The organism is Microvirga alba (assembly GCF_015694465.1).
GTDB classification, from domain to species: domain Bacteria; phylum Pseudomonadota; class Alphaproteobacteria; order Rhizobiales; family Beijerinckiaceae; genus Microvirga; species Microvirga alba.
Genome location: NZ_JADQDO010000001.1, coordinates 384,234 through 406,276, shown reverse-complemented (window position 1 = coordinate 406,276; position 22,043 = coordinate 384,234). Strand labels below are relative to the sequence as shown.

General features: G+C 62.7%; 24 protein-coding genes and 1 tRNA gene. 11 read left to right on the top strand and 14 right to left on the bottom strand.

Annotated features, from left to right (window positions below):
• Positions 1–16: 16 nt before the first annotated feature.
• The 3 genes from I2H38_RS01885 to I2H38_RS01875 form a co-directional block, all read right to left on the bottom strand.
• Positions 17–1,402, bottom strand: a complete 1,386-nt coding sequence (locus I2H38_RS01885; protein ID WP_196270099.1) for a class II 3-deoxy-7-phosphoheptulonate synthase — start codon at positions 1,400–1,402, stop codon at positions 17–19.
• A gap of 113 nt (positions 1,403–1,515) precedes the next feature.
• Complete coding sequence (gor, locus tag I2H38_RS01880) at positions 1,516–2,901, bottom strand: glutathione-disulfide reductase (protein WP_196270098.1); 1,386 nt, start codon at positions 2,899–2,901, stop codon at positions 1,516–1,518.
• Entirely contained in the window at positions 2,898–4,157 is a 1,260-nt protein-coding gene (locus I2H38_RS01875) for an O-antigen ligase family protein (protein ID WP_196270097.1), read from the bottom strand. The genes gor and I2H38_RS01875 overlap by 4 nt, the downstream gene beginning before the upstream one ends.
• A 138-nt stretch (positions 4,158–4,295) precedes the next feature.
• Between I2H38_RS01875 and I2H38_RS01870 the strand changes: the two genes are divergently transcribed.
• The 3 genes from I2H38_RS01870 to I2H38_RS01860 all read left to right on the top strand — a co-directional run bounded on the left by I2H38_RS01870 (position 4,296) and on the right by I2H38_RS01860 (position 7,309).
• Positions 4,296–5,261, top strand: coding sequence for a Bug family tripartite tricarboxylate transporter substrate binding protein (locus I2H38_RS01870; protein WP_196270096.1), 966 nt, complete (start codon positions 4,296–4,298; stop codon positions 5,259–5,261).
• A 66-nt stretch (positions 5,262–5,327) separates the two neighbouring features.
• Entirely contained in the window at positions 5,328–5,801 is a 474-nt protein-coding gene (locus I2H38_RS01865; RefSeq protein ID WP_196270095.1) for a tripartite tricarboxylate transporter TctB family protein, read from the top strand.
• An 8-nt stretch (positions 5,802–5,809) separates the two neighbouring features.
• Positions 5,810–7,309 (top strand): tripartite tricarboxylate transporter permease, encoded by a 1,500-nt coding sequence (locus I2H38_RS01860; protein ID WP_196270094.1) that lies wholly within the window; start codon positions 5,810–5,812, stop codon positions 7,307–7,309.
• Between the two features lie 71 nt (positions 7,310–7,380).
• Here I2H38_RS01860 and I2H38_RS01855 read toward each other — a convergent pair whose 3' ends face one another.
• The 3 genes from I2H38_RS01855 to I2H38_RS01845 all read right to left on the bottom strand — a co-directional run bounded on the left by I2H38_RS01855 (position 7,381) and on the right by I2H38_RS01845 (position 9,194).
• Positions 7,381–7,881, bottom strand: a complete 501-nt coding sequence (locus I2H38_RS01855; protein WP_196270093.1) for a DUF2059 domain-containing protein — start codon at positions 7,879–7,881, stop codon at positions 7,381–7,383.
• A gap of 31 nt (positions 7,882–7,912) precedes the next feature.
• Positions 7,913–8,608 carry a ribose-5-phosphate isomerase RpiA gene (rpiA, locus tag I2H38_RS01850; protein WP_196270092.1) on the bottom strand — a complete coding sequence of 232 codons (696 nt, stop codon included), beginning with the start codon at positions 8,606–8,608 and terminating at the stop codon, positions 7,913–7,915.
• 127 nt (positions 8,609–8,735) lie between these two features.
• Positions 8,736–9,194, bottom strand: a complete 459-nt coding sequence (locus I2H38_RS01845) for a hypothetical protein (RefSeq protein WP_196270091.1) — start codon at positions 9,192–9,194, stop codon at positions 8,736–8,738.
• A 90-nt stretch (positions 9,195–9,284) separates the two neighbouring features.
• On the opposite strand from I2H38_RS01845, the gene I2H38_RS01840 reads away from it, so the two are divergent.
• A complete protein-coding gene (locus I2H38_RS01840; RefSeq protein ID WP_196270090.1) occupies positions 9,285–9,974 on the top strand; it encodes an HAD family hydrolase in 690 nt (229 codons plus the stop codon).
• Positions 9,975–10,044: 70 nt separating this feature from the next.
• On the opposite strand, the gene I2H38_RS01835 is transcribed toward I2H38_RS01840, so the two are convergent.
• A tRNA-Val gene (locus tag I2H38_RS01835) sits at positions 10,045–10,119 on the bottom strand.
• 250 nt (positions 10,120–10,369) lie between these two features.
• On the opposite strand from I2H38_RS01835, the gene I2H38_RS01830 reads away from it, so the two are divergent.
• Positions 10,370–10,954: a L,D-transpeptidase gene (locus I2H38_RS01830; protein ID WP_196270089.1), complete on the top strand. Its 585-nt coding sequence runs from the start codon at positions 10,370–10,372 to the stop codon at positions 10,952–10,954.
• Between the two features lie 59 nt (positions 10,955–11,013).
• Here I2H38_RS01830 and I2H38_RS01825 read toward each other — a convergent pair whose 3' ends face one another.
• On the bottom strand, positions 11,014–11,376 hold the full coding sequence (locus I2H38_RS01825) for a gamma-butyrobetaine hydroxylase-like domain-containing protein (RefSeq protein ID WP_196270088.1): 363 nt from the start codon (positions 11,374–11,376) through the stop codon (positions 11,014–11,016).
• A 99-nt stretch (positions 11,377–11,475) separates the two neighbouring features.
• On the opposite strand from I2H38_RS01825, the gene moaA reads away from it, so the two are divergent.
• From moaA to I2H38_RS01810, 3 genes are all read left to right on the top strand, one after another.
• Positions 11,476–12,513 (top strand): GTP 3',8-cyclase MoaA, encoded by a 1,038-nt coding sequence (moaA, locus tag I2H38_RS01820; RefSeq protein ID WP_229426494.1) that lies wholly within the window; start codon positions 11,476–11,478, stop codon positions 12,511–12,513.
• Positions 12,514–12,616: 103 nt separating this feature from the next.
• The gene (locus I2H38_RS01815) at positions 12,617–13,423 is read left to right on the top strand and encodes a transporter substrate-binding domain-containing protein (RefSeq protein WP_196270086.1); all 807 of its coding nucleotides are present in this window, start codon (positions 12,617–12,619) and stop codon (positions 13,421–13,423) included.
• Positions 13,424–13,585: 162 nt separating this feature from the next.
• The gene (locus I2H38_RS01810) at positions 13,586–14,452 is read left to right on the top strand and encodes an NAD(P)-dependent oxidoreductase (RefSeq protein ID WP_196270085.1); all 867 of its coding nucleotides are present in this window, start codon (positions 13,586–13,588) and stop codon (positions 14,450–14,452) included.
• Between the two features lie 12 nt (positions 14,453–14,464).
• On the opposite strand, the gene I2H38_RS01805 is transcribed toward I2H38_RS01810, so the two are convergent.
• From I2H38_RS01805 to cobT, 5 genes are all read right to left on the bottom strand, one after another.
• Positions 14,465–14,671, bottom strand: a complete 207-nt coding sequence (locus I2H38_RS01805; protein WP_196270084.1) for a hypothetical protein — start codon at positions 14,669–14,671, stop codon at positions 14,465–14,467.
• An 11-nt stretch (positions 14,672–14,682) separates the two neighbouring features.
• Entirely contained in the window at positions 14,683–15,474 is a 792-nt protein-coding gene (locus tag I2H38_RS01800) for an enoyl-CoA hydratase-related protein (protein ID WP_196270083.1), read from the bottom strand.
• Positions 15,475–15,665: 191 nt separating this feature from the next.
• Positions 15,666–17,354 (bottom strand): methyl-accepting chemotaxis protein, encoded by a 1,689-nt coding sequence (locus I2H38_RS01795; protein ID WP_196270082.1) that lies wholly within the window; start codon positions 17,352–17,354, stop codon positions 15,666–15,668.
• 222 nt (positions 17,355–17,576) lie between these two features.
• Positions 17,577–18,107 (bottom strand): thermonuclease family protein, encoded by a 531-nt coding sequence (locus I2H38_RS01790; protein WP_229426493.1) that lies wholly within the window; start codon positions 18,105–18,107, stop codon positions 17,577–17,579.
• A 2-nt stretch (positions 18,108–18,109) separates the two neighbouring features.
• Positions 18,110–19,135 carry a nicotinate-nucleotide--dimethylbenzimidazole phosphoribosyltransferase gene (cobT, locus tag I2H38_RS01785; RefSeq protein WP_196270081.1) on the bottom strand — a complete coding sequence of 342 codons (1,026 nt, stop codon included), beginning with the start codon at positions 19,133–19,135 and terminating at the stop codon, positions 18,110–18,112.
• A gap of 76 nt (positions 19,136–19,211) precedes the next feature.
• Here cobT and cobS point away from each other — a divergent pair, with 76 nt between their 5' ends.
• From cobS to I2H38_RS01770, 3 genes are read left to right on the top strand one after another with little or no spacing between them, the layout of a single operon-like run.
• Complete coding sequence (gene cobS / locus I2H38_RS01780) at positions 19,212–20,048, top strand: adenosylcobinamide-GDP ribazoletransferase (protein WP_196270080.1); 837 nt, start codon at positions 19,212–19,214, stop codon at positions 20,046–20,048.
• A 15-nt stretch (positions 20,049–20,063) separates the two neighbouring features.
• Positions 20,064–20,258 carry a DUF1289 domain-containing protein gene (locus tag I2H38_RS01775; protein WP_196270079.1) on the top strand — a complete coding sequence of 65 codons (195 nt, stop codon included), beginning with the start codon at positions 20,064–20,066 and terminating at the stop codon, positions 20,256–20,258.
• On the top strand, positions 20,258–20,953 hold the full coding sequence (locus I2H38_RS01770; RefSeq protein WP_196270078.1) for a retropepsin-like aspartic protease family protein: 696 nt from the start codon (positions 20,258–20,260) through the stop codon (positions 20,951–20,953). Before I2H38_RS01775 ends, I2H38_RS01770 begins: the two co-directional genes overlap by 1 nt.
• Here the strand turns inward: I2H38_RS01770 and I2H38_RS01765 are convergent.
• Positions 20,950–21,801 (bottom strand): sulfite exporter TauE/SafE family protein, encoded by an 852-nt coding sequence (locus I2H38_RS01765; protein WP_196270077.1) that lies wholly within the window; start codon positions 21,799–21,801, stop codon positions 20,950–20,952. The two genes, I2H38_RS01770 and I2H38_RS01765, sit on opposite strands and share 4 nt — an antisense overlap.
• Positions 21,802–22,043: the final 242 nt, after the last annotated feature.

Below are 22,043 nucleotides of genomic sequence, written 5' to 3'. Positions count from 1 at the left end.
CCCCTTTGGTCGTCTCTTATTCCGCCGCCAAGGCCGCCGGCCGCTCGCGCGATTGGCGCTCGCGCTTGATGAGCTCCGAGGTCAGGAACGCGATTTCCAGCGCCTGGTCCGCGTTGAGGCGCGGATCGCAATAGGTGTGGTAGCGGTCGCTCAGGTCCGCGTCGGTCAGCGCACGAGCGCCGCCGGTGCATTCCGTGACGTTCTTGCCGGTCATCTCCAGGTGGATGCCGCCCGCATGGGTGCCTTCCGCCTGGTGCACGGCGAAGAAGTCGCGAACCTCACCCATGACCATCTCGAAGGGCCGGGTCTTGTAGCCGGAGGCCGCCTTGATGGTGTTGCCGTGCATGGGATCGCAGGACCACACGACCGTGCGCCCTTCCCGCTGCACCGCCCGGATCAGGGCCGGCAAGTGATCGCCCACCTTATCCGCGCCGAAGCGGCAGATCAGGGTGAGACGACCAGCCTCGTCCTCGGGGTTGAGCTGGTCGATGAGCTTGAGGAGCCCATCCGGCGTCAGCGACGGGCCGCATTTCAGGCCGATCGGGTTCTTGATGCCGCGCATGTATTCCACGTGGGCGTGATCACCCTGGCGGGTGCGGTCGCCGATCCAGAGCATGTGCCCGGACGTGGCGTACCAATCGCCGGTCGTGGAATCGACGCGTGTCAGGGCCTCTTCATAGCCCAGCAGCAACGCCTCGTGGCTGGTGTAGAAATCCGTCGTGCGCATCTCGGGGTGCGTCTCAGGATCGATGCCGATGGCCCGCATGAAGTCGAGGCTCTCGGTGATACGCTCGGCCACCTCCCGGTAGCGGGACGATTGCGGCGTGTCCTTGACGAAGCCGAGCATCCAGCGATGCGCGTTCTCGAGATTGGCGTAGCCGCCCGTCGCGAAGGCGCGGATCAGGTTCAGCGTCGCCGCGGATTGGCGATACGCCATGAGCTGGCGGCGCGGATCCGGGATGCGCGATTCCGGCGTGAAGGCGATGTCGTTGATAATGTCGCCGCGATAGCTCGGCAGTTCCACTCCATCGACCGTTTCCGTGCCCGACGAGCGGGGCTTGGCGAACTGGCCGGCGGAGCGGCCGATCTTCACCACGGGCGAGCCGCCCGCGAAGGTCAGAACCACCGCCATTTGCAGGAACAGGCGGAAGAAATCGCGGATATTGTCAGCCGAATGCTCGGCGAAGCTCTCGGCGCAATCGCCGCCCTGAAGCAGGAAGGCCTCGCCTTTGGCCACCTTGGCCAGGGTGCGCTTCAGCTTGCGTGCCTCGCCCGCAAAAACAAGCGGGGGAAAGCCAGCGAGCTGCTGCTCGACGCTCTCAAGCGCCTCAAGGTCCGGAAAGGCCGGAACCTGCTGGATAGGCTTGTTCCTCCAGCTATCGGGCGTCCACCGCTCAGTCATGACACTCTCTCTTGTCTCTCTCTTCCTCGTCGTTCACCGCAACAAGCGGCACGAAAGGGCACCTATACACGACATAACAGAAAAGGCGAGTGCGATGCGAAACGACGTTTCGCTCACCCCACCGCAACGGGCTTCTTGACCACCATCGGGGTCCGCATGGTCACCAACTCCTCCGCCGCCGTCGGGTGGACGGCGATGGTGCGGTCGAAATCGGCCTTGGTGGCACCCATGGTAACGGCGATACCTGCCAATTGGATCATTTCGCCCGCGTCGTGCCCGACGATATGGACGCCGACTACCTTGTCGGTGGCCTTGTCGACGATCAGCTTCATCAGCACGCGCTCGGGAGCGCCGGACAAGGTGGCTCGCATGGGGCGGAAGACGGCCTTATAGACGTCAATCTCGCCATAGCGCTCCTGCGCCGCCGCCTCGCCACAGCCGACGACACCAATTTCCGGGGTCGAGAAGACCGCTGTCGGAATCAGGTCGTGATCGACCATGGTTGGTTTGTCGCCGAACACCGTATCCGCGAAGGCGTGCCCCTCGCGGATGGCGATCGGCGTCAGGTTGGCCCGGTTCGTCACGTCGCCGACTGCGTAGATCGAGGGGATCACGGTCTGCGAATAGGCGTCCACCGGGATCGCGCCCGCCTTGTCTAGGGTAATCCCGACCTTCTCCAACCCGAGGCTGATTGTACTCGGACGCCGTCCTGTGGCGACGAGAACCTGATCAAACGTGAGGACATTCCCATCCGACAAGGTGGCGGCGATGCCGTCCGCTGTCTTGTCGAGGCGGGTCACGGTTCTGTTGAGCGCCAGCTTGATTCCACGCTTGGCATAGGCCTCGCCCAACGCATCCCGGACATCCTCGTCGAAGCCGCGCAGGAGCTTGTCGCCCCGGTGCAGCAGCGTGACCTCGCTGCCGAGCCCGGCGAAAATGCCGGCGAACTCGACCGCGATATAGCCCGCGCCAATCACAAGGATGCGCTTCGGCTGGGCTTCAAGATGAAAAACCTCGTTCGAGGTAATGGCGAGTTCACCGCCGGGAATGGCGGGCTCCAAGGTCGGATGCGCGCCGACGGCGACGAGGATGTAGCGCGCTCGAACGCGCGCGCCGGTCTTGAGGAGATGGACCGTATGCGCATCCTCTATCACCGCGCGGCTGTCGATGATTTCGACGCCCGCCTTTTCGAGATTGGTCCGGTAGATGCCCTCAAGCCGGTCGATTTCCAGATCCTTGTTGCGGATCAGGGTTGGCCAGTTGAACTGAGAGGGGCCAACGCTCCAGCCGAAGCCCGCCGCATCGTGGAAATCGTCGGAGAAGCGGCTGGCGTAGACCATCAGCTTCTTCGGCACGCAGCCGCGAATGACGCAGGTGCCCCCGACGCGGTATTCCTCCGCGACCATGACCTTGGCGCCATAGCCTGCGGCGATGCGCGCGGCGCGCACCCCGCCGGATCCGGCGCCGATGACGAAAAGATCAACGTCGAAATCACTCATGGGGTCCTCTCCAAAAAGGCTTTCCGGGCGGCAAGCATCCAGGTGATCGCAGCCCCGAGGGAAGCTGCCCACCACCCCTGCCAGGCCCCATGGCCAACCAGGCCCACCGCCGTTGCCGCGGCCATCAAGGCAAAGGATGCGCTCATGATGGGGCGAGGTTGGCGGCGAACGGCGCGCACAACCAGAAGAATGATCGCCAGGGCGAGCGCGGCGCCGACCACGCCAAGCTCGGTCCAGATCTGAATTGCGACGTTGTGGGGATGCCCGACAGCGAGAAGCGTTCGATCGGCCTCGGGCACTTTCTCGGCTACCGTCGTATCCCGCATGCGGGGACTGACGCCGAACCCGGTTCCGAGAATGGGCTGCTCCCGGATGGCCGCGCCGAAGCTGATCCATATGTCGACACGCTCGCGGGAATGATCCTTGGCCAGCCGCTCATGCACGAATGAGGGAATCAAACGATCGCTGATCGGTCCGATGAAAGGTCCCGCCACCATCGCCGCGATGAAGGCCCCCATCGCCAGCCCGGCCACTGCGCGAGGCGCGAACCAGGCCAGGACAAAAACCGAGCAGGCGACGGTGAGGCCGAGAGCCGAGGCGCCGCTCTCGCCATGGGCCATCGCGGCTGCAACGAAAGCGACCAGAGCAAGGGCGTAAATCCAGCCGCGACGCAAATTCACGGCAAGCCAGATCGCCAGCGGCGGCATCAGAACGAGGAGGGTCAGCAACGAGCGATTAAAGATGAAGCTGTTCCAGCGCCTCCCGATCATTTGTCGAAATGCCAGGCCAGTCCTTAGCTCAATGATCATCATGAAGCACGCTGCGACAATCGCGCCCGCCAGCAGGCCGAAGGCTGGCCGCATCAGATGGCGAGGAAGGGCGAGGGCGACGACGAACGCGCAAGCGATGGGAAGCCAGAATTCGCCAAGGGCGGCAAGAGACAGGCCCCTGAACTCGCTCCATCCGACCGAAAGGAGCGACCACCCCGCGAAGACGAGAGCCGTCACTCCCAAAGGAGAGCGTAAGGCCGCGACAACCCGCCGAACGAATGGGTGCAAATTTCCCTCGGCGGCGAGCGCCGCCAGGGAGCACAGGGCGCTCAACACCAGGAAGACAGGGCTTGAACGATGCGCGATCGCCATGCCGACCGGCATCGCGATGAGGGCCCCTGCAGCGATGCGCCACAATGTTTCGGCAAGTCGCGAACGGGGGCCAGAAAGGGGACGGCCGGATGATGCCATTTCGAGCGTGCTCATGGGGAGGCTCTTACGCGAAGGTTGAACTTCAATAAAGAACCAAGCGCTTGCGGCACAGGTTTTCGACCTTTACCGTTTGTCACAGGACGCACGCTAACGCATTGGCAAGCGTCGCCAGTTTCAAGGAGGGAATTTTTTATGAGCCAATACCGCAAGAACTTCTGGCGCGGGGCGTTTGCTGCCGCCGCGGTGGCGGGTTTCGTCACGTCGGCCATGGCGCAGTCCGAGCTCAAGATCATGGCTCCCGCAGCTCCGGGCGGCGGCTGGGACCAGACCGCCCGCTCCATGCAGCAGGCTCTGACCCAGTCCGGCATCGTCAAGAGCGTCCAGGTCACGAACGTTCCTGGCGCGGGCGGCTCCATCGGCATTGCTCAGTTCGTCAACGGCGCGAAGGGTGACGGCAGCCAGCTCATGGTCATGGGCTATGTGATGGTCGGCGCGCTTCTGACCAACAAGTCGCCCGTCACCCTCGACCAGACGACCCCCATCGCCCGCCTGACCGGCGAATATGAGGCCATCGTGGTCCCGGCGGGTTCGCCGATCAAGACCGCCAAGGATCTGGCGGCCGCTGTGAAGGCCGACCCGGCGAAGGTCACCTGGGCCGGCGGTTCGGCCGGCGGCGTGGACCACATCGCCGCAGCTCTGTTCGCAAAGGCGGTCGGCGCCGATCCCACCAAGATCAACTACATCCCGTTCTCGGGCGGCGGTGAATCGCTTGCAGCCATCCTCGGCGGCAAGGTCACGGCGGGCATCGCCGGCTACGGCGAGTTCGAAAGCCAGATCAAGGCCGGCAAGCTGCGCCTCATCGGCCTGACCACGCCCAAGGGCACGCCCGAGATGCCGTCCCTGAAGGAACAGGGTGTCGACCTCGAAATTGCCAACTGGCGCGCGGTCGTGGCAGCTCCCGGCCTCTCCGCCGACCAGAAGAAGACTCTGTCCGAGACCGTCGACAAACTGGCGAAGTCGAAGGAATGGGGCGAGATCCTGAAGCAGAAGGGTTGGGACGACGCCTATCTGTCGGGCGACGCTTTCGCCAAATTCCTGGTTGAGGAAAACACTCGTACGAAGGAGGTCCTGACCTCCGTCGGCCTTGTGAAGCCCTAAGAAAAATCATTCAAAAAGACATTTTGGAAGCGCCGCCTATGCGGCGCTTCCTTTTAAGGAATTGCCATGAGCACACGAACGCCCGGGCGCGTCGACAAGGCAGGCCTTGTCATCGCCCTTTTCCTGCTCGTTCTCGCAGGCCTGATCTGGCAGGACTTGAGCGGCCTCCAACTCTCCTCCGTCTACGGTCTCGGGCCGAAGGCTATGCCCATGGTGGTATCGATCGGCCTCGCCATTCTGGCCGTCGGCAATGCCGTCATCGCCTTGCAGGGCGGACTCCCTAAGCGTGAGCGGCTGGATTGGAAGCCGATCGTCCTGATCCTCGGCGGCCTTGTGGCGCTGATCGCGTGCATCAAGTTCGATGTCGGTTTCATCCCGGCAACGGCCATTCTGTTCGCCGCGACCTCCGCCGCCTTCGGGCGACGCGCCTTCATCACCGATCTCCTCATCGGCTTCGTGGCCGGAACGGTGATTTTCCTGCTCTTCTCGAAGCTCCTGACCCTGTCATTGCCGATGGGTCCGCTCGAGCGGTTGATCTGAGGTTGGCCATGGATGCTTTTATCGCACTCGCCAACGGCCTGACCGTCGCCCTCCAGCCGATGAACCTGCTGTTCGCGCTCGTCGGCGTGCTGCTCGGAACGGCTGTCGGCGTGCTTCCCGGCATCGGCCCTGCCCTCACGGTCGCGCTTCTTCTGCCGATTACCTTCAAGCTCGATCCCGGCGGATCGATCATCATGTTCGCCGGCATCTACTACGGCGGCATGTATGGCGGATCGACCACCGCAATCCTCATCAACACACCGGGCGAAAGCGCCTCGATGGCCACCGCGCTCGAAGGCAACAAGATGGCCAAGGCCGGACGCGGCGGCCCCGCGCTCGCCACCTCCGCCATCGGCTCCTTCGTCGCCGGCACCATCGCGACACTGGGCCTCGCTTTCCTGGCGCCGACCCTTGTGGAACTCGCGGTGAAGTTCGGGCCGGAGGATTACTTCGCGCTGATGTGCGTCGCGTTCATCACGGTTTCGGCGACCTTCGGCGACTCTCCCGTGCGTGGTCTGACGAGCCTTTTCATCGGCCTCGCCCTCGGCCTTGTCGGCATCGACAAGCTGACCGGACAGGCCCGCCTCACTTTTGGGGTGCCGGAGCTCCTCGACGGCGTCGAAGTAACCACGCTTGCGGTCGGACTGTTTGCCGTCGGCGAAGCGCTGTATGTCGCCTCGCGGCGGCACATCGAGGAAGAGGTGCTGGAGCCGGTGCGCGGTTCGCTCTGGATGACCAAGGAGGATTGGAAGCGGTCCTGGAAGCCGTGGCTGCGCGGAACCCTCTTTGGCTTCCCCATCGGCGCTCTGCCGGCGGGCGGCGCGGAAATCCCGACATTCCTCTCCTACTCCACCGAAAAGCGCCTCACGAAGTATCCGAAAGAGTTCGGGCATGGGGCGATCGAGGGCGTGGCGGGTCCGGAGGCGGCTAACAATGCCTCGGCGGCCGGCACCCTGGTGCCTCTCCTGGCCTTGGGGCTTCCGACCTCGGCGACAGCAGCGATGATGTTGGCCGGCTTCCAGCAATACGGCCTCAATCCCGGCCCGCTGCTGTTCGCCGAACGTCCCGAGCTGGTCTGGGGTCTGATTGCGAGCCTGTTCATCGCCAACACGATGCTGCTGATCCTCAACCTGCCCCTCGTCGGCTTGTGGGTGAAACTCCTCGCTATCCCGCAACCGTGGCTCTACGCGGGCATTCTCGTCTTCGCGACCATGGGTACGATTGCCGCGAAGCCCTCCATCGTCGAATTGGCGATGCTCGGAGCATTCGGCGGCCTCGGCTTCCTGATGCGGCGTTTCGACTATCCGATCGCCCCCGTGGTGGTGGGCCTGATCCTCGGCCCTATCGCCGAGGCTCAGTTGCGCCGCGCCCTGTCGATCAGCCTCGGTGATCCCATGGTGCTTCTGCAGAGCCCAATCTCGGCGACGCTGCTCGGTGTCGCTCTGATCGCCCTCATCCTCCCGTTCGTCCTGAAAGGCATGAGCCGCTTCAAGGCGGCCGAGGATTAGAAGGCTCTAACGGTGAAACGAAAAAAGGCCCGGGAAACCGGGCCTTTTTTTGTCACTGGCTCGCCTGAACCTCAGTTCAGCTGATGACCACGCTTGCCCATCTCCGCACGGGCGCGGATCATGACGTATTCCGACACGTTCTGCGTCCAGGTGGCGAGTTCCCGGACGATCTCGTCGAGAATACCGGGCTGGGTCTGAACGTATTTCACGCCCGCCGGGGACTTGTAGAAGGCGGCAATATCCTTGAGCTCGGCCTCGCTCAGGCGGCTTGCGAAGGCCTTGGCGGCAGCATCGATCATTTTCTGCTTCTGCAGCTCGACCTCAGGCCGCAGCATGACGACGACCTGCTCGAGGTCCTCCTTCACTTCCGGCCGGGTGACGTTCATCTGCTGCAATTGGGCAAGCAATGGCTCGGTCATCACATCGAACGAGCGGGTCATGCCGGAGCTGATGGCCACGTCACGCGCGACGGCGAGATGGCTCGCTGTCGGTTGGGTTTGCGCGAAAACAGGGCTCGCGAGCATGAACAGCGCGACCGTGGTCACAGCCAGGCGGGAGGTGGAACGGATCATTGAATAGGCTCCAATCTTTGAAGACTTATGGTCAGACCTGACCGAGTTCGACAAGCCCTTCACCGGTCGCGAGGATCGCGCCGGTGGCAAGGCCGAGAAAAAGACCGTGTTCGACGACGCCGGGAATGGCGTTGAGCCCGGCGGCAAGCACATCCGGCTTTTCGATGCGGCCGAGATGGGCGTCGAGGATGAAATTTCCGCTGTCAGTGACGAAGGGGGTCCCGTCCTTGCCGTTTCGAAGGCGCAGGTCGGTGCTCAATCCGAGCCCCTTCAAAAGCTTGGCGATGGCGATTTCGGTCGCCTTCAACCCAAAAGGCACAACCTCGATCGGCAACGGAAAGCGACCGAGCGTCGCCACCCGCTTCGAGCTGTCGGCAATGACGATCATGCGCCGGCTTGCCGCAGCGACGATCTTCTCCCGCAGGTGCGCCCCGCCACCGCCCTTGATGAGGCGAAGGCCGTCATCAAGCTCATCGGCCCCATCGACGGTCAGATCGAGTTCCGGAGTCTCATCGAGGGTCGTGAGCGGGATTCCTTCGCGTTGCGCCTGCTCGCGTGTCGCCTCCGAGGTCGGCACGCCGACCACCTTCAGTCCCCCGCGCACGCGCTCACCGATAGCGGAAACGAAGTAAGCCGCCGTCGAGCCGGTGCCGAGACCGAGCCTCATGCCGTCGGAAACGAGGGCTGCCGCCCGTTCGGCGGCTGCGCGTTTGAGATTGTCGCTCACTGATGACCTCTGACCATTGCGTCCTCAAGGCGAAGGCTTTTGTCGTCGCCTTTAGCACGTGAAAACCGTGGGAAGAAAGAACGTTTCATGCCCTGGTGACAGCCTGGGCCAGCCTTCCAGGGGAAATCTAGGGGCGTTGCGGCGATGCGCCTGTGCCCGGGCGAACACTCGGCGTCGCGGCAGGCGATGGCGCGGCCGTCGTGACGGCGGGGGAAGGGCTCGTCTGTGGGGTGCACACGACCTTCTCGTCGAAGACGTAGCAGATGCTCATGTCGCCGGTCCGGTAGTTGACCCGGAAAACGCCCCCTTCCCGCTCGTGCCGCGAGGCGACAAGGCCAAACTCCCCGGGGGCCTGCGGGCCAGCGCCCTCTCCGGAGGAAAAGCAGAGCGTGACACCGATGGTGCCTTCCTGAAGGCCATATTGGCAGGAACTGACCTCACCCGTGATCCGGTCGATGCGATAGATCCGGTTGAGGTCGGTTTGCGGCGCGGGCACGAAATCGTAGGTGGCCGCGACGGCAGGAACGGCCAAGCCCCCCAACGCCAGAGCCAACGAGAGAGCTGCCGCAGGACCAACGAGCCGCATTCATCACTCCATTCGGTAAGAACGAATCAACCATAAGACCATATCATCGTCTCGCTTGATTCCCGTGTCTCCAGCAGGTAGCCCACCTCAATGGCCATTCATACCCCGCCCATCGCCGTCTTCGACCTCGACGGAACGCTGGCCGACACGGCCGCCGACCTTGTCGCAACCCTCAACGTGATCCTCGCGCAGGAAGGACTATCGCCCCTCCCGCTCGCAAAGGCGCGCGACATGATCGGCGCCGGAGCCAAGGCTTTGATCGAGCGAGGATTTGAAGCCGCCGGTAAGGAACTGACGGCGGGCCATCTCGACCGGCTCTTCGAGCAATTCATGGTCCATTACAGCGAGAATATCTGCGTCCGGACGGAACTCTTTCCTGGGGTCAAGGGCGCGCTCGACCGGCTGGAATCGGCGGGCTTCATCCTCGCCGTCTGCACCAACAAGGTCGAAGAGCACTCGGTCAAGCTGCTCGACGAACTGGGCCTCGGCCATCGCTTCGCAGCAAATTGCGGGCGCGACACCTTTCCCTACTTCAAGCCGGACGCCCGCCATCTGACCCTCACAATCGAGCGTGCCGGAGGCCATCCGGGCCGTGCCGTCATGGTCGGGGATTCGCGCACCGATATCGTGACCGCGCAGAACGCCCGCATCCCGGTCATCGCGGTGCCGTTCGGTTATACGGAAATCCCGGTTCATCAGTTGGGGCCGGATATGGTCATCGACCATTTCGACGAGCTCTTCGCCGCGGTCCAGGATCTGATGACGCCGCTGGCCGCCTGACAAGCTTGCGGGTTATCCGCAAGCATAAGCATAACCACGAAAACGTGAAGTTGGTTCGTCAGAGGAAAAATGGTGGGCGCGACAGGGATTGAACCTGTGACCCTTCGCGTGTGAAGCGAATGCTCTCCCGCTGAGCTACGCGCCCTGACCAGCGCCTTCTAAGGGCCTTAAACCCCCGGCGTCAAGCCAAAGAATCCGAAAGGCGACGAACAAATTTTTTCAGGCGCCGAATTGTGTCGCCGTGGCTTTAACCACTTGATTACGACATGACCAAATGAAGGCAGCGCGGCACTAGGATTACTCCAGGTACGTCTGATAATGCCTGGATCCGAAACGCGGCCATTGCGTTTAGCAATGACAAAACCCGCACCAAACCTGAATATTTTGAGGCTATCATGGGACGCTCCCGCGCCGCCCAGTACGGGCTTGTTTGCGCCTTCGTCGCTCTGGCGACGCCGGCTGCGGCCTTCTCCGCCATCGACCCGCTGACCCGTCAGCCCTTGTATGCCGAGGAAGATGCGCTCAAGGCGCAGGCCGCGCCGATCCAGCGCGAGATCGTTGCATATGACGGCCGGTATGCACCCGGCACCATCGTCGTCTCGACGAGGGAGCGTCACCTGTACTACGTGATCGGCAACGGCCAGGCGATCCGCTACGGCGTCGGAGTCGGTCGACCGGGTTTCGAATGGGGCGGCGCGCACTCCGTGACCATGAAGCGCGAATGGCCGGATTGGCGTCCGCCGGCAGCCATGCTGAAGCGCCGTCCCGACCTGCCCCGCTACATGAAGGGCGGCCCGGACAACCCGCTCGGTGCGCGCGCTCTCTACATCGGCAGCACCATCTACCGCATCCACGGCTCGAACGAGCCGGAAACCATCGGCGAGGCCGTATCGTCAGGCTGCATCCGCATGACGAACGAGGACGTGATGGACCTCTATAACCGCGCGAAGGTGGGCGCCCGCGTGATCGTGCAGCGTTAAGGTGCTCCAAGCATCCGTCTGAACAAAGGCTGGCCTTGCGCCGGCCTTTTTCATGGACGCTAGCGATCCCGCGACAGTCCCTTGGCGGCAAGATCGTCCAGATAGGACTGCCATTTCTCCTCGTGCTCGATCCCGAGCTTGTGGAGATAGTCCCAGCTGAAGATTCCCGTGTCGTGCATGTCATCGAAGACGAGCTTGACCGCATAGTTGCCGACCGGCTCGACGCCGATGATCTCGACGTTACGCTTGCCGGGCACCGTCTTGCGCTCGGCAGGGCTGTGGCCCTGGACCTCCGCCGAGGGGCTCGTCACACGCAAATATTCCGCCGGAAGGTCGAAAGCCGTGCCATCATTGAAAGCAATGCTCAAGGTGCGCTTATCCTTGGCAAGGCGAAGCTCGGTCGGCCAGCGTTCGGATGTCATTGGTTTCCCCCTTCCGTGGTTTGTGATTTGACGCTAGCTGCGCGACAACTACCTTCAAAGCAAGTTTTCAAGCGTATGAACAGCGAGGCCTCCTCCACCATGCGGGGACCTGAGACCCAGTCGAATGAAATCGTTTCCGGCCAGCCCCTCATGGACCCGTTTGGTCGCGCGATTACCTATCTGCGCGTCTCGGTCACGGATCGGTGCGATTTTCGCTGTGTCTATTGCATGTCGGAGGATATGGCCTTCCTGCCGAAACGCGATCTTCTGACTCTGGAAGAACTCGACCGCATCTGCTCCGTCTTCGTCGGCCAGGGCGTACGCAAGCTGCGGATCACGGGCGGGGAGCCGCTCGTGCGGCGGGACATCATGTCCCTGTTCCGTTCCCTCTCGCGTCATCTTTCATCCGGCGCGCTCGACGAACTGACCGTCACGACCAACGGCTCGCAGCTCGCTCGGCACGCAGCCGAACTCGCGGCTTGCGGCGTGAAGCGTGTCAACGTTTCCATCGACACGCTCGATGCCGACAAGTTCCGGCGTATCACCCGTTGGGGCGATCTGTCCAAGGTGCTCGGCGGCCTCGACGCGGCGCAACAGGCGGGCCTCAAGATCAAGATCAACACCGTAGCGCTGAAAGGCGTCAACGAGGACGAAATCGACGATCTCGTAGCCTGGGCCCATGGACGCGGGATGGATCTCACGCTCATCGAGGTGATGCCGCTCGGTGAGATCGACGGACAGCGCATCGACCAGTTCATGCCGCTTTCCGTTATGCGGGCGCGCCTTGGCGCGCGCTACACGCTGGAGGATATCGAGGAGCGGACAGGCGGACCGGCCCGTTACGCTCGCGTTCGGGAAACTGGTGGGAAACTTGGCTTCATCACGCCGATGACGCACAACTTCTGCGAAAGCTGCAACCGTGTGCGCCTGACCTGCACCGGCCAGCTCTTCATGTGTTTGGGGCAGGAGGATGCCGCCGACCTGCGCGCGCCTGTCCGGGCATCGGAGGATGACCAGGGCCTGAAACAGGCGATTCACGACGCCATCGCCCGCAAGCCGAAGGGGCACGACTTCATCATCGACAGACGCCACGCTCGCCCCGCGGTCGGCCGGCATATGAGCATGACCGGCGGCTAAGTTCCTAATGTTACTTTTGTGCCAAAGTATCTCACCGCCTGGTTGATTGACTATTCAAGGTTTTCAAGGGATATCGAGCCTTGACCATTCAGGCTGTACCATCGTGAACGTGTCGGGTTTCGGGCGAAGACTAGCGGTACTTGCGAGCCTCGTCGCGTGGCTCGCATCCGGCGCGCCCGTGACCGCTCAAGAAGCCCCTGCTGCCCTCCCCAAGCAAACGATCCGCGTCGCCATCGAGGGAGCCAATCCGCCGTTCAACTTCATTGACCAGAACAACGAGTTGCAAGGGTTCGAGGTCGATCTTCTGAAGGCCATGTGCGAGGTCATGAAAGCCGAGTGCGTGCCGGTGCCTCATGAATGGGATGGCATCCTGCGCGGCCTGATGAACCGCGACTACGATGCGATCATGTCATCGCTCGAAATCACGGATCGACGAAAAAAACGCATCGCATTTTCCGTACCGTATTACAGGATACCGGCCAGCTTCTTGACCCGCAAGGGCTCGGGGATACGCGCGGTGACACCGATAGCGCTGACCGGCAAGACGATCGGCGTCACGGATCGAAGCGATTGGGCGGAATATCTCGACCAGTTCTACAAGGGCTCCGACATCCGGTTTTATTCGAAGATCGAGGAAGCCAATCTCGATCTTCTGGTCGGACGGATCGACACCGTCTTCGGCGACAAACGCTCCCTTACCCAATTCCTGGAATCCCGTGAAGGCGCGTGCTGCCGTCTTCTCGGAAATGCCCCGGTCGAACCCGCCTATCAGCATCAGACTTACGGCATCGGCCTTCGAAAGGATGACGAGAGCCTGCGCGCGCAATTCAACGGCGCCATCGCTCAACTCATGGCGGACGGGACCTATGATGCGATCCGCGCCAAGTATTTTCCTTTCGACATCAAATAGAGCTGTTTGACCGCCGCCGCGGCTCTCCATAAAACCGCTCGGAGCATGATCAGGACAAGTGGAACCCGGCTATCCGCCTGTTTCATGCAAAGTCAAAAGACTCCGAGTTAGATCATGGTTCATAAAGACATGAGCTACCTCTGGGACGGAATGGAGCAAACGATGGCGAAGGTCGCATTTCTGGGACTCGGGGTGATGGGCTACCCCATGGCGCGGCATCTCAAGGCGAAGGGCCATGAGGTGACGGTTTATAACCGCACCGCGGCAAAGGCCGATCAATGGGTGTCCGAAAATGGCGGCCGGGCAGCGCGCACCCCGCGCGAGGCAGCAGAGGGCCAGGATTTCGTTTTCGCTTGCGTCGGTAACGACGACGACCTGCGTCAAGTCACCTTGGGTCCTGATGGCGCCTTCCATGGGCTGAAACCCGGCACGATCTTTGTCGACCATACGACCGCGTCGGCTGAGGTCGCGCGTGAGCTTTCCGCGGCGGCGAAAGATAAGGGCGCGGCCTTCATCGATGCTCCTGTCTCCGGCGGCCAGGCCGGCGCGGAGAATGGTGTGCTGACCGTCATGTGTGGCGGCGATGCCGATGTTTACGGCAAGGCCGAGCCTGTGATCATGAGCTTCGCGCGCGCTTGTCGCCTGCTGGGCCCGTCCGGCGCGGGCCAGCTCACCAAGATGATCAATCAGATCTGCATCGCGGGTCTGGTGCAGGCGCTCTCCGAGGGCGTTCATTTCGGCAAGAAGGCCGGGCTGGATATGGAGGCGGTGCTCGATGTCATCTCGAAGGGCGCAGCCGGGTCCTGGCAGATGGAAAACCGCGGCAAGACCATGAACGAGGGCAAGTTCGAGTTCGGCTTCGCTGTTGACTGGATGCGCAAGGACCTTGCGATCTGTCTCGCGGAAGCGCGCAAGAACGGCGCGAGCCTGCCGGTGACGGCGCTCGTCGACCAGTTCTATGCCGACGTCCAGAAGATGGGCGGCCGGCGCTGGGATACCTCAAGCCTGTTCGCTAGGCTCGATCGCTGATGTGAGCGCAATCTACCGGCGGGTCATCGTGAGATAGACGATGAACCCGCCGATCCCGATGGCGAGCGCGAATAGCACGATCTGGCGTGTTTCCCCGGAAAAGGCGGCGTCGCGATACATCTGCGAGAGGCGCTCGGCTCGTTCGGGGTCGCGCGTCATGAAAAGCCCGATTACGGCCGTGAGCGTGATGAGGCCAATGATCAAATAATTGAACCGCATGGTCTTTCTCCTCACCGTCCCTCGAACCGGGGCGGGCGCTTTTCGCGAAAGGCCGTGATGCCCTCGATGAAATCGCGGCTGAAGCCCGCTTCGCTCTGGAACCGGGCTTCCAGAGCGAGCTGCGCCTCAAGATCGTTCGTCAGGCTCTTCGCAACCGCCTCCTTCGTCAAACGATAGGCAAGTCCGGGGCCTTCCGCGAGTTTACCCGCAAAGGCAGCGACATCCTCCGCGAAGGTCGCATCATCGAAAACCTTATAGACCAGGCCCATGCGCTGAGCCTCCTCCGCCGGGATCGGCTCCGCGCCAAGCATGAGGGCAAGCGCCTGCTTGGGGCCCACGAGACGCGGCAAGATCCAGGTTCCGCCCGCATCGGGGATCAGAGCGATCTTGGCGAAGGCCTCCTGCAGATACGCAGAGCGCGTGGCCAACACGACATCGCAAGCCAGAGCGATGTTCATGGATGCGCCAACGGCTGGACCGTTCAGGGCCGCGATTGTCACCTTCTGGTAATTCGCGAGCTTGAGGATCAGTGGGTTGTAATCCCGCGCGAGCGATGGACCGAGATCGACGCGCCCCTTCGCGTCGCGAGGCAGGTCCTCGGTCAAATCCTGGCCGGAAGAAAAGGCTCTCCCCTCGCCGGTTAAGACCACCACGCGCACCGCGTCGTCCTGCTCATAGCGGTCGAGCGCGTCCCGCAATTCCGCATGCATCGCGGCATTGAGCGCGTTCAGCTTGTCCGCGCGCGCGAGCGTGATGGTGGCGATGGGTCCGGTCGTGGTGCAACGCAGGGTCGTCTGGCTCATGCCCGGGGCTCCTCGAGGTGGAGCTGGAGCATAATGCGGAGCCGTCCTCGACGCACGGGCAAAAGCACCGATGCAATGGTCGATATAAAGACGAAATGAGACATTTCGGAAGAAATCGCCACCCTCGATGATGGCATGGGAAGGCGCTCGCGAGGCCACAAGCGGGCCTCGCGAGGGGTATTTCAGGTCACTCAGGCCGCTTTCACGCCGGTGAGGAAGTCCGAGACTTCACGGCCGAGATCTGCGGAATGGCGGGCGAGACCCTGCGCGGCATTAAGAACCTTGGATGCGACGGCACCGGTTTCGCCGGCGCCCTGGCGCACATCCGCGATATTCCCCGTGACGTGCTCGGTGCCGCGCGCGGCTTCCTGCACGTTGCGCGAGATCTCCTGCGTCGCAGCGCCCTGCTCTTCCATGGCGGCGGCAATGGTGACGGAGATCTGTGACATCTCGGAAATCGTCTGCGCGATATCCTGAATCGCCGAGACGACCTCGCTTGTTGCCTGCTGGACGCCCGCGATCTGGCTGCCGATCTCGTCGGTCGCCTTGGCGGTCTGACTGGCCAGCTCCTTGACTTCGGAAGCGACGACCGCGAAGCCCCGGCCTGCCTCTCCTGCTCTCGCCGCTTCGATCGTCGCATTGAGGGCAAGCAGATTGGTCTGGCCAGCGATGTTGTTGATCAGTGCGATTACATCGCCGATTTTTTCCGCTGTAGATGCAAGGGTCTGCACCGTGACATTCGTTCGCTGGGCACCTTGAACCGCGCGATCTGCAATCTGCGAAGACTGGTTGATCTGCGTCGCAATTTCACGGATCGAAATCGACATCTCCTCCGTGGCGGCCGCGACCGTCTGCACGTTGGCGGAGGTCTGCTCGGCGGCCGTTGCAACGCTTGTCGATTGCCGGTTGGTCTGTTCGGCGATCGCCGACATGGACTCGGCGGTCGACTCCATCTCGGTCGCAGCTCCGGTCAGCTGTTGCGTCAACATCGAGACATTCGTTTCAAAGCGCTTCGTCAGTTCGTCGAGCCGCTGAGCCCGGCGCATCTTGGCGTCGGCCTCCAGCGCCGCTGCCTCATCGGCTTCCTTCTTGGCGATCAGTGCGGTCTTGAAGACCTGCACGGCATCCGCGATCGTACCGATCTCGTTCTTCTCGCCCCGATGCGGAACATCGGTCGAGAGGTCGCCCTCTGCCAAAGCCCGCATAGGCGCCACCACCGAGGCGATGCCGCGAGAAATCGAGCGAATGATGATGATGCTGACAGCAGCGCCGAACACCGCCGCGAAGGCAAGGAGCCCGACGACCCATACGAGCATGTTCTGGTAGTCCGCCTGCGAACGGACATAAGCCTGCTCAGCCTTCGCCTCATTGAGCGCGACGATCTTCTCAAGCGCCGCTTGCGCGTTGCGGAAAGGTTCAATCGTCTGGCTGTTGAAATGATCGCGGGCTTTTGCCGTCTGACCCTGTTGCGAGTACTGGAGAACCATCGCTGCCTCGCGAGAATAGACGCTCCAATTGCGGCGGAACTCGTCGTAGAGCGCTCGTTCCTCGGGGCTGCTGATAACTGGTTCGTATTTCTTCAGCGCCTCAGCCAAGCGCTTCTCATGGCCCGTAAAACGTTCCTCCACCTCGCGGATAACCTCCTCCTCCACGGCCAGCGTATGGCGCAGAACCGAGCCTCGCAGATCCGACGTGATCGCATTGATCGCGCTCGACCAACGCACGCTGGGGAGCGAGTCGGTGTTCGCTGCGGCCAAGAAACGGTTCAGACTGCGGACCTCAGAAAGTCCTTCCAGTCCCACCAGCAGCGTCAAGACGAAGAGCGCGGAGAACGCGGCGATCAACTTGGTCTTGATGGATAGCCTTTGGAAGAAAGTCATCTTTTATTCGTCCGCCTCGCGGCGGTCCCCCGAATCCCGAAAAGTTCGTCGACCATCCTCCCGGTAGGAATTTAACGAAACGTTTAAGTATATCTATATATTTTACTTTGTTTACCGCAAGGTAATATCAATTACGTTCGATTTATTTCTGAATTGAAATATAATATCAACGATGGTTATTCGGCAATCAGCGGCGACAGTCGCCCGCGAAGCGTGACGATTTCAATTCGCGGGCACGTGCTTTCGACGCCAGTCACGTGGGTATTCGAATGTACCGGCCCACAGACCGGCGGAACGCCGCCGGGCCAGAGCTTCTTCTCCGGCATAGCCGCCATATGCGACCGCCCAGCCTTCTTCGACCATCCGCGCGCCGATATCCTTGCCACCGACTGCGCAGTGGGCGAGCGGACGCTTGTAGCGGTCGCGCCCGGACAATCGGCATTCGACCTGCTGCTTGAGGATGATCGCGATCAGAGCATTGCGGGCTTGCTCGCCGCACGGATAGGACTGTCCGGCCTTGAGGCAGGTCTGATCCAGTTCCGGCGCATCGATGCCCTTGAGGCGGATGCGCGTGTCGCGAAGGCGGATCGTATCTCCATCCACGGCATAGGCTCGGCCATCGAGCATGCGCTCGTTCGGCTTGAGGAACAGGCTCGCTCCCACCGCCAGGGCCAAGGCCAGGACCAGCGACGCCAATCCCCGATGGGACGAGCGCGCAGGAAACCGGTGATGGGGGAAGCGAGGCTGGAACATGTCTACGACAAGCGTTCGGCGACCCCTGCCTGACCGAAAGTCGCCATGTCGCGATGGACGGTCGCGGCGGTCTTGACGATGCCTGCGGCAAGCGCTGCACCCGTTCCTTCGCCAAGGCGCATGCCGAGCGCCAGAAGCGGGATCTTGCCGAGGCGCTCCAGCACATCCTGATGTGCGCCTTCCGCCGAGACGTGACCGGCGATGCAATGATCGATGGTCGAGGGGTGGATGGCATGCAACAGCGCAGCGGCGGCGGTCGTGACATAGCCGTCTAGAACGACTGGGATGCGCTGCAGGCGGGCGGCCAGAATTGCGCCTGCGATGGCGGCAACCTCGCGCCCGCCCAGGCGACGCAGCACCTCGAGCGGGTCCTTCAAATGATCGCGGTGCCGATCGAGCGCGCCTTCGACGGCGGCGATCTTGCGCTTCAATCCCTCGTCATCGACTCCGGTGCCGCGCCCGACCCAATGCGCCGCGGAGCCTCCAAAGAGAGCTGCATAGATGGCAGCGGCGATGGTGGTGTTGCCAATGCCGAGTTCGCCGACCGCGAGAAGATCGGTGCCGCCCGCGACGGCCTCCATGCCGAAAGCCATAGTCGCGACGCAGGATTTCTCGTCCATCGCCGCGTCCGCGACGATGTCGTTGGTCGGCATGTCGATGGCGAGATCGAACACCTTGAAGCCGAGACCGAGGCTGGCGCAGATCTGGTTGATAGCCGCGCCCCCGGCGGAAAAGTTTTCCAGCATCTGCCGGTTGACCTCGGAGGGAAAAGCGGAAACGCCGCGCGAGGTCACGCCGTGGCTTCCGGCGAAGACGCAGACGAGCGGCCGGTCCACCGTCGGCTTCGGCTTACCCTGCCAGGCGGCAAGCCATTCGTTCAACCATTCGAGGCGGCCGAGGCTTCCGGCGGGCTTGGTGAGCTGCCGGTCGCGCAAGCGCACGGCCTCCACCGCCGCCTCATCCGGACCCGGAATCGTCGTGATCAGGCGGCGGATATCGTCGAAAGGCGAGGACGCGACATCGTTCATGGGGGATCCAGCCTATGAGGCATTGAAGAATGAAGACAGGCGTGACCTATAACGGGCGATCCACGCGGGGTGAAGCATGTCCGATCAATTGGAAAAGGCGCAATCCGTCTCGACGAGCGCCTGGCAGGAATTTCTGACCGATGTCGCCCGTTGCCTACGCTTTTATTCCCGTCTGCCTGTGCAAAGCTTGCCCTGGGAGCATGATCCCTATGCGCCACCGGACTTTCAGAGGCTGACACGGGTTCTGCCGGTTGCCGGTCTCGCGCTCGGACTCCTGCCAGCTCTCGTGCTCGCCGTCGCCCTCTTCCTCACTCTCGGCCCGTGGCTCGCCGCGACGCTCTCGGTCGCCACCATGGCGCTGACGACTGGCGCGTTTCACGAAGACGGACTCGCCGACACCGCCGACAGCTTCGGCGGAGCAACCCGGGAGCGGCGTCTCGCCATCATGAAGGACAGCCTGATCGGCTCCTACGGCGCGTCGGCCCTCATCCTCTCCTTTGCCTTGCGTATCGGAGCACTCGCGACGCTCGCCTCCCGGCTCGATCCCTTTGCGGCCTGCGCGAGTCTTCTGATCGCTGCCTCCCTCTCCCGCACGGCGGCCCTGATGCCGCTCGTGCTTCTGCCTCCCGCCCGACCCGACGGGGCCTCTCACGCGGTCGGGCAGCCGACGCGCGAGGCGTTCTGGTTCGCTGCGGCGCTGGCCGCCGGCCTCGCGGTGATATTGGGAATGATCGCGGGCCTCGCGCCCTCCGGTATCGCCCTCATGCTCTCCCTGTCGGCCTTGTCGGGCCTGGCGCTGACGCGGTTTGCAGCGAGGCACATTCAGGGGCAGACGGGGGACATCGCAGGGGCGGCGCAGCAGATCGCGGAGATTGCTGCACTGATTGGCCTCTTGACGGTCACCGAACCATAACGACATGAAACGACAATGAGCGCATCGACCCCCTGCATCCGCGTCTGCACTCTCGATCCCGAAACAGGTCTGTGCGAGGGTTGCGGGCGCACGCGCGAGGAAATCGGCGAATGGTACCGGCTGACGGAGGAAGAGCGGCTGCGCATCATGGCGGAACTGCCGGAGCGCATGCGGCAAGCCTTCGTCAGCGAACCAGACAAGGCATCCTGATGCGGGGAGCGCGCGGAGCGGGATTTCTTCTCCTCGCCGCAGCGTTTCTTATCGCCGCCCTCGTCGAGGAAACCATTGCCGGCCTCTCCGCCAGCGAGACTGCGTTGATCGTGGGCTTCGGAGCCGTGGCGCTTATTCTGGCCGCCGGGATCATCGAGAAATTCAGCCGCCACTGGACCTATGGCGTTCAGGCTTTGGCTGTCAGCGGCGGCATTCTCGCCGCGCTGATCATCGCCTATTCCTCCCGCGACGAATTTCAGGCCTTGCTCGACCGCGCCATCGGTGATGTGTCACTCGGGCGAACCGTCGTTACCGACAAAGGCGAGGTCGTAGCCGCGCGCAAGATGGATGGGAGCTTCGTCGTAGCCGCCAGCGTCAATGGACGCGAAACGCGCTTCATTTTCGACACGGGAGCCAGCACGGTCGTGATCCGGGGGGAGCATGCCGCCGCCCTCGGCTTCAGGCCGGAAGCGCTGGACTATTCCATCCCCGTTTCGACCGCCAACGGCATGGCGCTTGCGGCCCCGGTCATCATCCCCACGCTCTCGGTGGGCCCGATCACCGAGCGCAATGTGCAGGCTCTGATCACGCAATCGGGAAGCCTGCACGCGAATCTTCTCGGCATGACCTTCCTGGAGCGGCTCGGCTCCTACGAGGTCCGCAGCAACCGGCTGATCCTGCGGGCGAAGAACTAGCCGATCAGGCTGATCGCGAAGCGGGCGCAGATAAGCAGCAGGAAGGTGCCGAACGCCACTTCCAGACGCCGCTTGGAAAGCCGATGCGCCAGCCGCGCGCCGATGGGAGCCATCCAGGTGCTGGTGGGGATGAACAGCAGGAAGCCGAGAAGCGAGATGTAGCCGATGGCGAGCGGCGGCTGGAGTGCGAGGACGGTCGGATACTCCGCCGCGCGTGGCCAGCCTGCGTAGATGTAACCGAGCGCGCCGGGAATCGAGATGAGAATGCCGAGACCGGATGAAGTGGCAATCGCCTGATGAATCGGGCGGTTGTAGAATGTCATGAACATGTTCGACAACAGGCCGCCGCCGATGCCCATCAGAGCTGAGAGCACGCCGATCACCCAGCCGTAAACGACCATGATCGGCTTCACCGGCATATCGAGACCGAAGCGCCAGCTGTCCTTGCCGAACAACAGCCGGACCGCCGAAGCGCCGGCGACGATCACAAAAACCGCCTTGAAGAGGTCAGCCGGCGCATAGCGCGCGACAATGCTTCCCATGATCACGCCGACGACGACCGGAACCGCCCAGACCCGCAGGATCGACATGTCCACTGCGCCTTTCGCGCGATGCGTCATGAAGGAGCGGATCGACGTGGGAATGATGATGGCGAGCGAAGTGCCCACGCAAAGCGGCATCCTCACCTCTTCCGGCACCCCGACGATGCGAAACAATTCGTAGAGGATCGGCACGGCCACCGTGCCGCCGCCGACCCCGAACACGCCAGCGAGGAGTCCCGTGATCGCGCCTGCCGCGAGCAGCGCGACGACAAGCCAGGAGAGGTCGAGGAGGGATATTCCGAACATGCTGGGAATCTCTGAAGCGGCGGGTTTTCGATGTCTGACGGAGAATGTCCGCAAGGGCAAGGTCCGCGAGGAGCGACTTGGGGAAGGATAACGACCGTTAAATCGCTTCTTTTCGGGGAGGAAAGGACGGCGCGGAGGCCTGACACCACCGTGTCATCCAGACGTCATTCCGGGACGGCCCCTAAGGGCCGGGCCCGGAACCCATAGACACCGAGCTTTCCGAATGGGACCCGGAGATAGCC

Coding starts and splice junctions, on each gene's coding strand:
- I2H38_RS01830 (WP_196270089.1), top strand. CDS start 10,370: ATGGGACGCTCCCGCGCCGCCCAGTACGGGCTTGTTTGCGCCTTCGTC.
- cobS (WP_196270080.1), top strand. CDS start 19,212: ATGTCCGATCAATTGGAAAAGGCGCAATCCGTCTCGACGAGCGCCTGG.
- I2H38_RS01775 (WP_196270079.1), top strand. CDS start 20,064: ATGAGCGCATCGACCCCCTGCATCCGCGTCTGCACTCTCGATCCCGAA.
- I2H38_RS01860 (WP_196270094.1), top strand. CDS start 5,810: ATGGATGCTTTTATCGCACTCGCCAACGGCCTGACCGTCGCCCTCCAG.
- I2H38_RS01855 (WP_196270093.1), bottom strand. CDS start 7,881: ATGATCCGTTCCACCTCCCGCCTGGCTGTGACCACGGTCGCGCTGTTC.
- I2H38_RS01885 (WP_196270099.1), bottom strand. CDS start 1,402: ATGACTGAGCGGTGGACGCCCGATAGCTGGAGGAACAAGCCTATCCAG.
- moaA (WP_229426494.1), top strand. CDS start 11,476: ATGCGGGGACCTGAGACCCAGTCGAATGAAATCGTTTCCGGCCAGCCC.
- I2H38_RS01810 (WP_196270085.1), top strand. CDS start 13,586: ATGGCGAAGGTCGCATTTCTGGGACTCGGGGTGATGGGCTACCCCATG.
- I2H38_RS01845 (WP_196270091.1), bottom strand. CDS start 9,194: ATGCGGCTCGTTGGTCCTGCGGCAGCTCTCTCGTTGGCTCTGGCGTTG.
- I2H38_RS01825 (WP_196270088.1), bottom strand. CDS start 11,376: ATGACATCCGAACGCTGGCCGACCGAGCTTCGCCTTGCCAAGGATAAG.
- I2H38_RS01840 (WP_196270090.1), top strand. CDS start 9,285: ATGGCCATTCATACCCCGCCCATCGCCGTCTTCGACCTCGACGGAACG.
- I2H38_RS01865 (WP_196270095.1), top strand. CDS start 5,328: ATGAGCACACGAACGCCCGGGCGCGTCGACAAGGCAGGCCTTGTCATC.
- cobT (WP_196270081.1), bottom strand. CDS start 19,135: ATGAACGATGTCGCGTCCTCGCCTTTCGACGATATCCGCCGCCTGATC.
- I2H38_RS01795 (WP_196270082.1), bottom strand. CDS start 17,354: ATGACTTTCTTCCAAAGGCTATCCATCAAGACCAAGTTGATCGCCGCG.
- I2H38_RS01770 (WP_196270078.1), top strand. CDS start 20,258: ATGCGGGGAGCGCGCGGAGCGGGATTTCTTCTCCTCGCCGCAGCGTTT.
- I2H38_RS01805 (WP_196270084.1), bottom strand. CDS start 14,671: ATGCGGTTCAATTATTTGATCATTGGCCTCATCACGCTCACGGCCGTA.
- I2H38_RS01800 (WP_196270083.1), bottom strand. CDS start 15,474: ATGAGCCAGACGACCCTGCGTTGCACCACGACCGGACCCATCGCCACC.
- I2H38_RS01790 (WP_229426493.1), bottom strand. CDS start 18,107: ATGTTCCAGCCTCGCTTCCCCCATCACCGGTTTCCTGCGCGCTCGTCC.
- I2H38_RS01765 (WP_196270077.1), bottom strand. CDS start 21,801: ATGTTCGGAATATCCCTCCTCGACCTCTCCTGGCTTGTCGTCGCGCTG.
- I2H38_RS01870 (WP_196270096.1), top strand. CDS start 4,296: ATGAGCCAATACCGCAAGAACTTCTGGCGCGGGGCGTTTGCTGCCGCC.
- I2H38_RS01875 (WP_196270097.1), bottom strand. CDS start 4,157: ATGAGCACGCTCGAAATGGCATCATCCGGCCGTCCCCTTTCTGGCCCC.
- gor (WP_196270098.1), bottom strand. CDS start 2,901: ATGAGTGATTTCGACGTTGATCTTTTCGTCATCGGCGCCGGATCCGGC.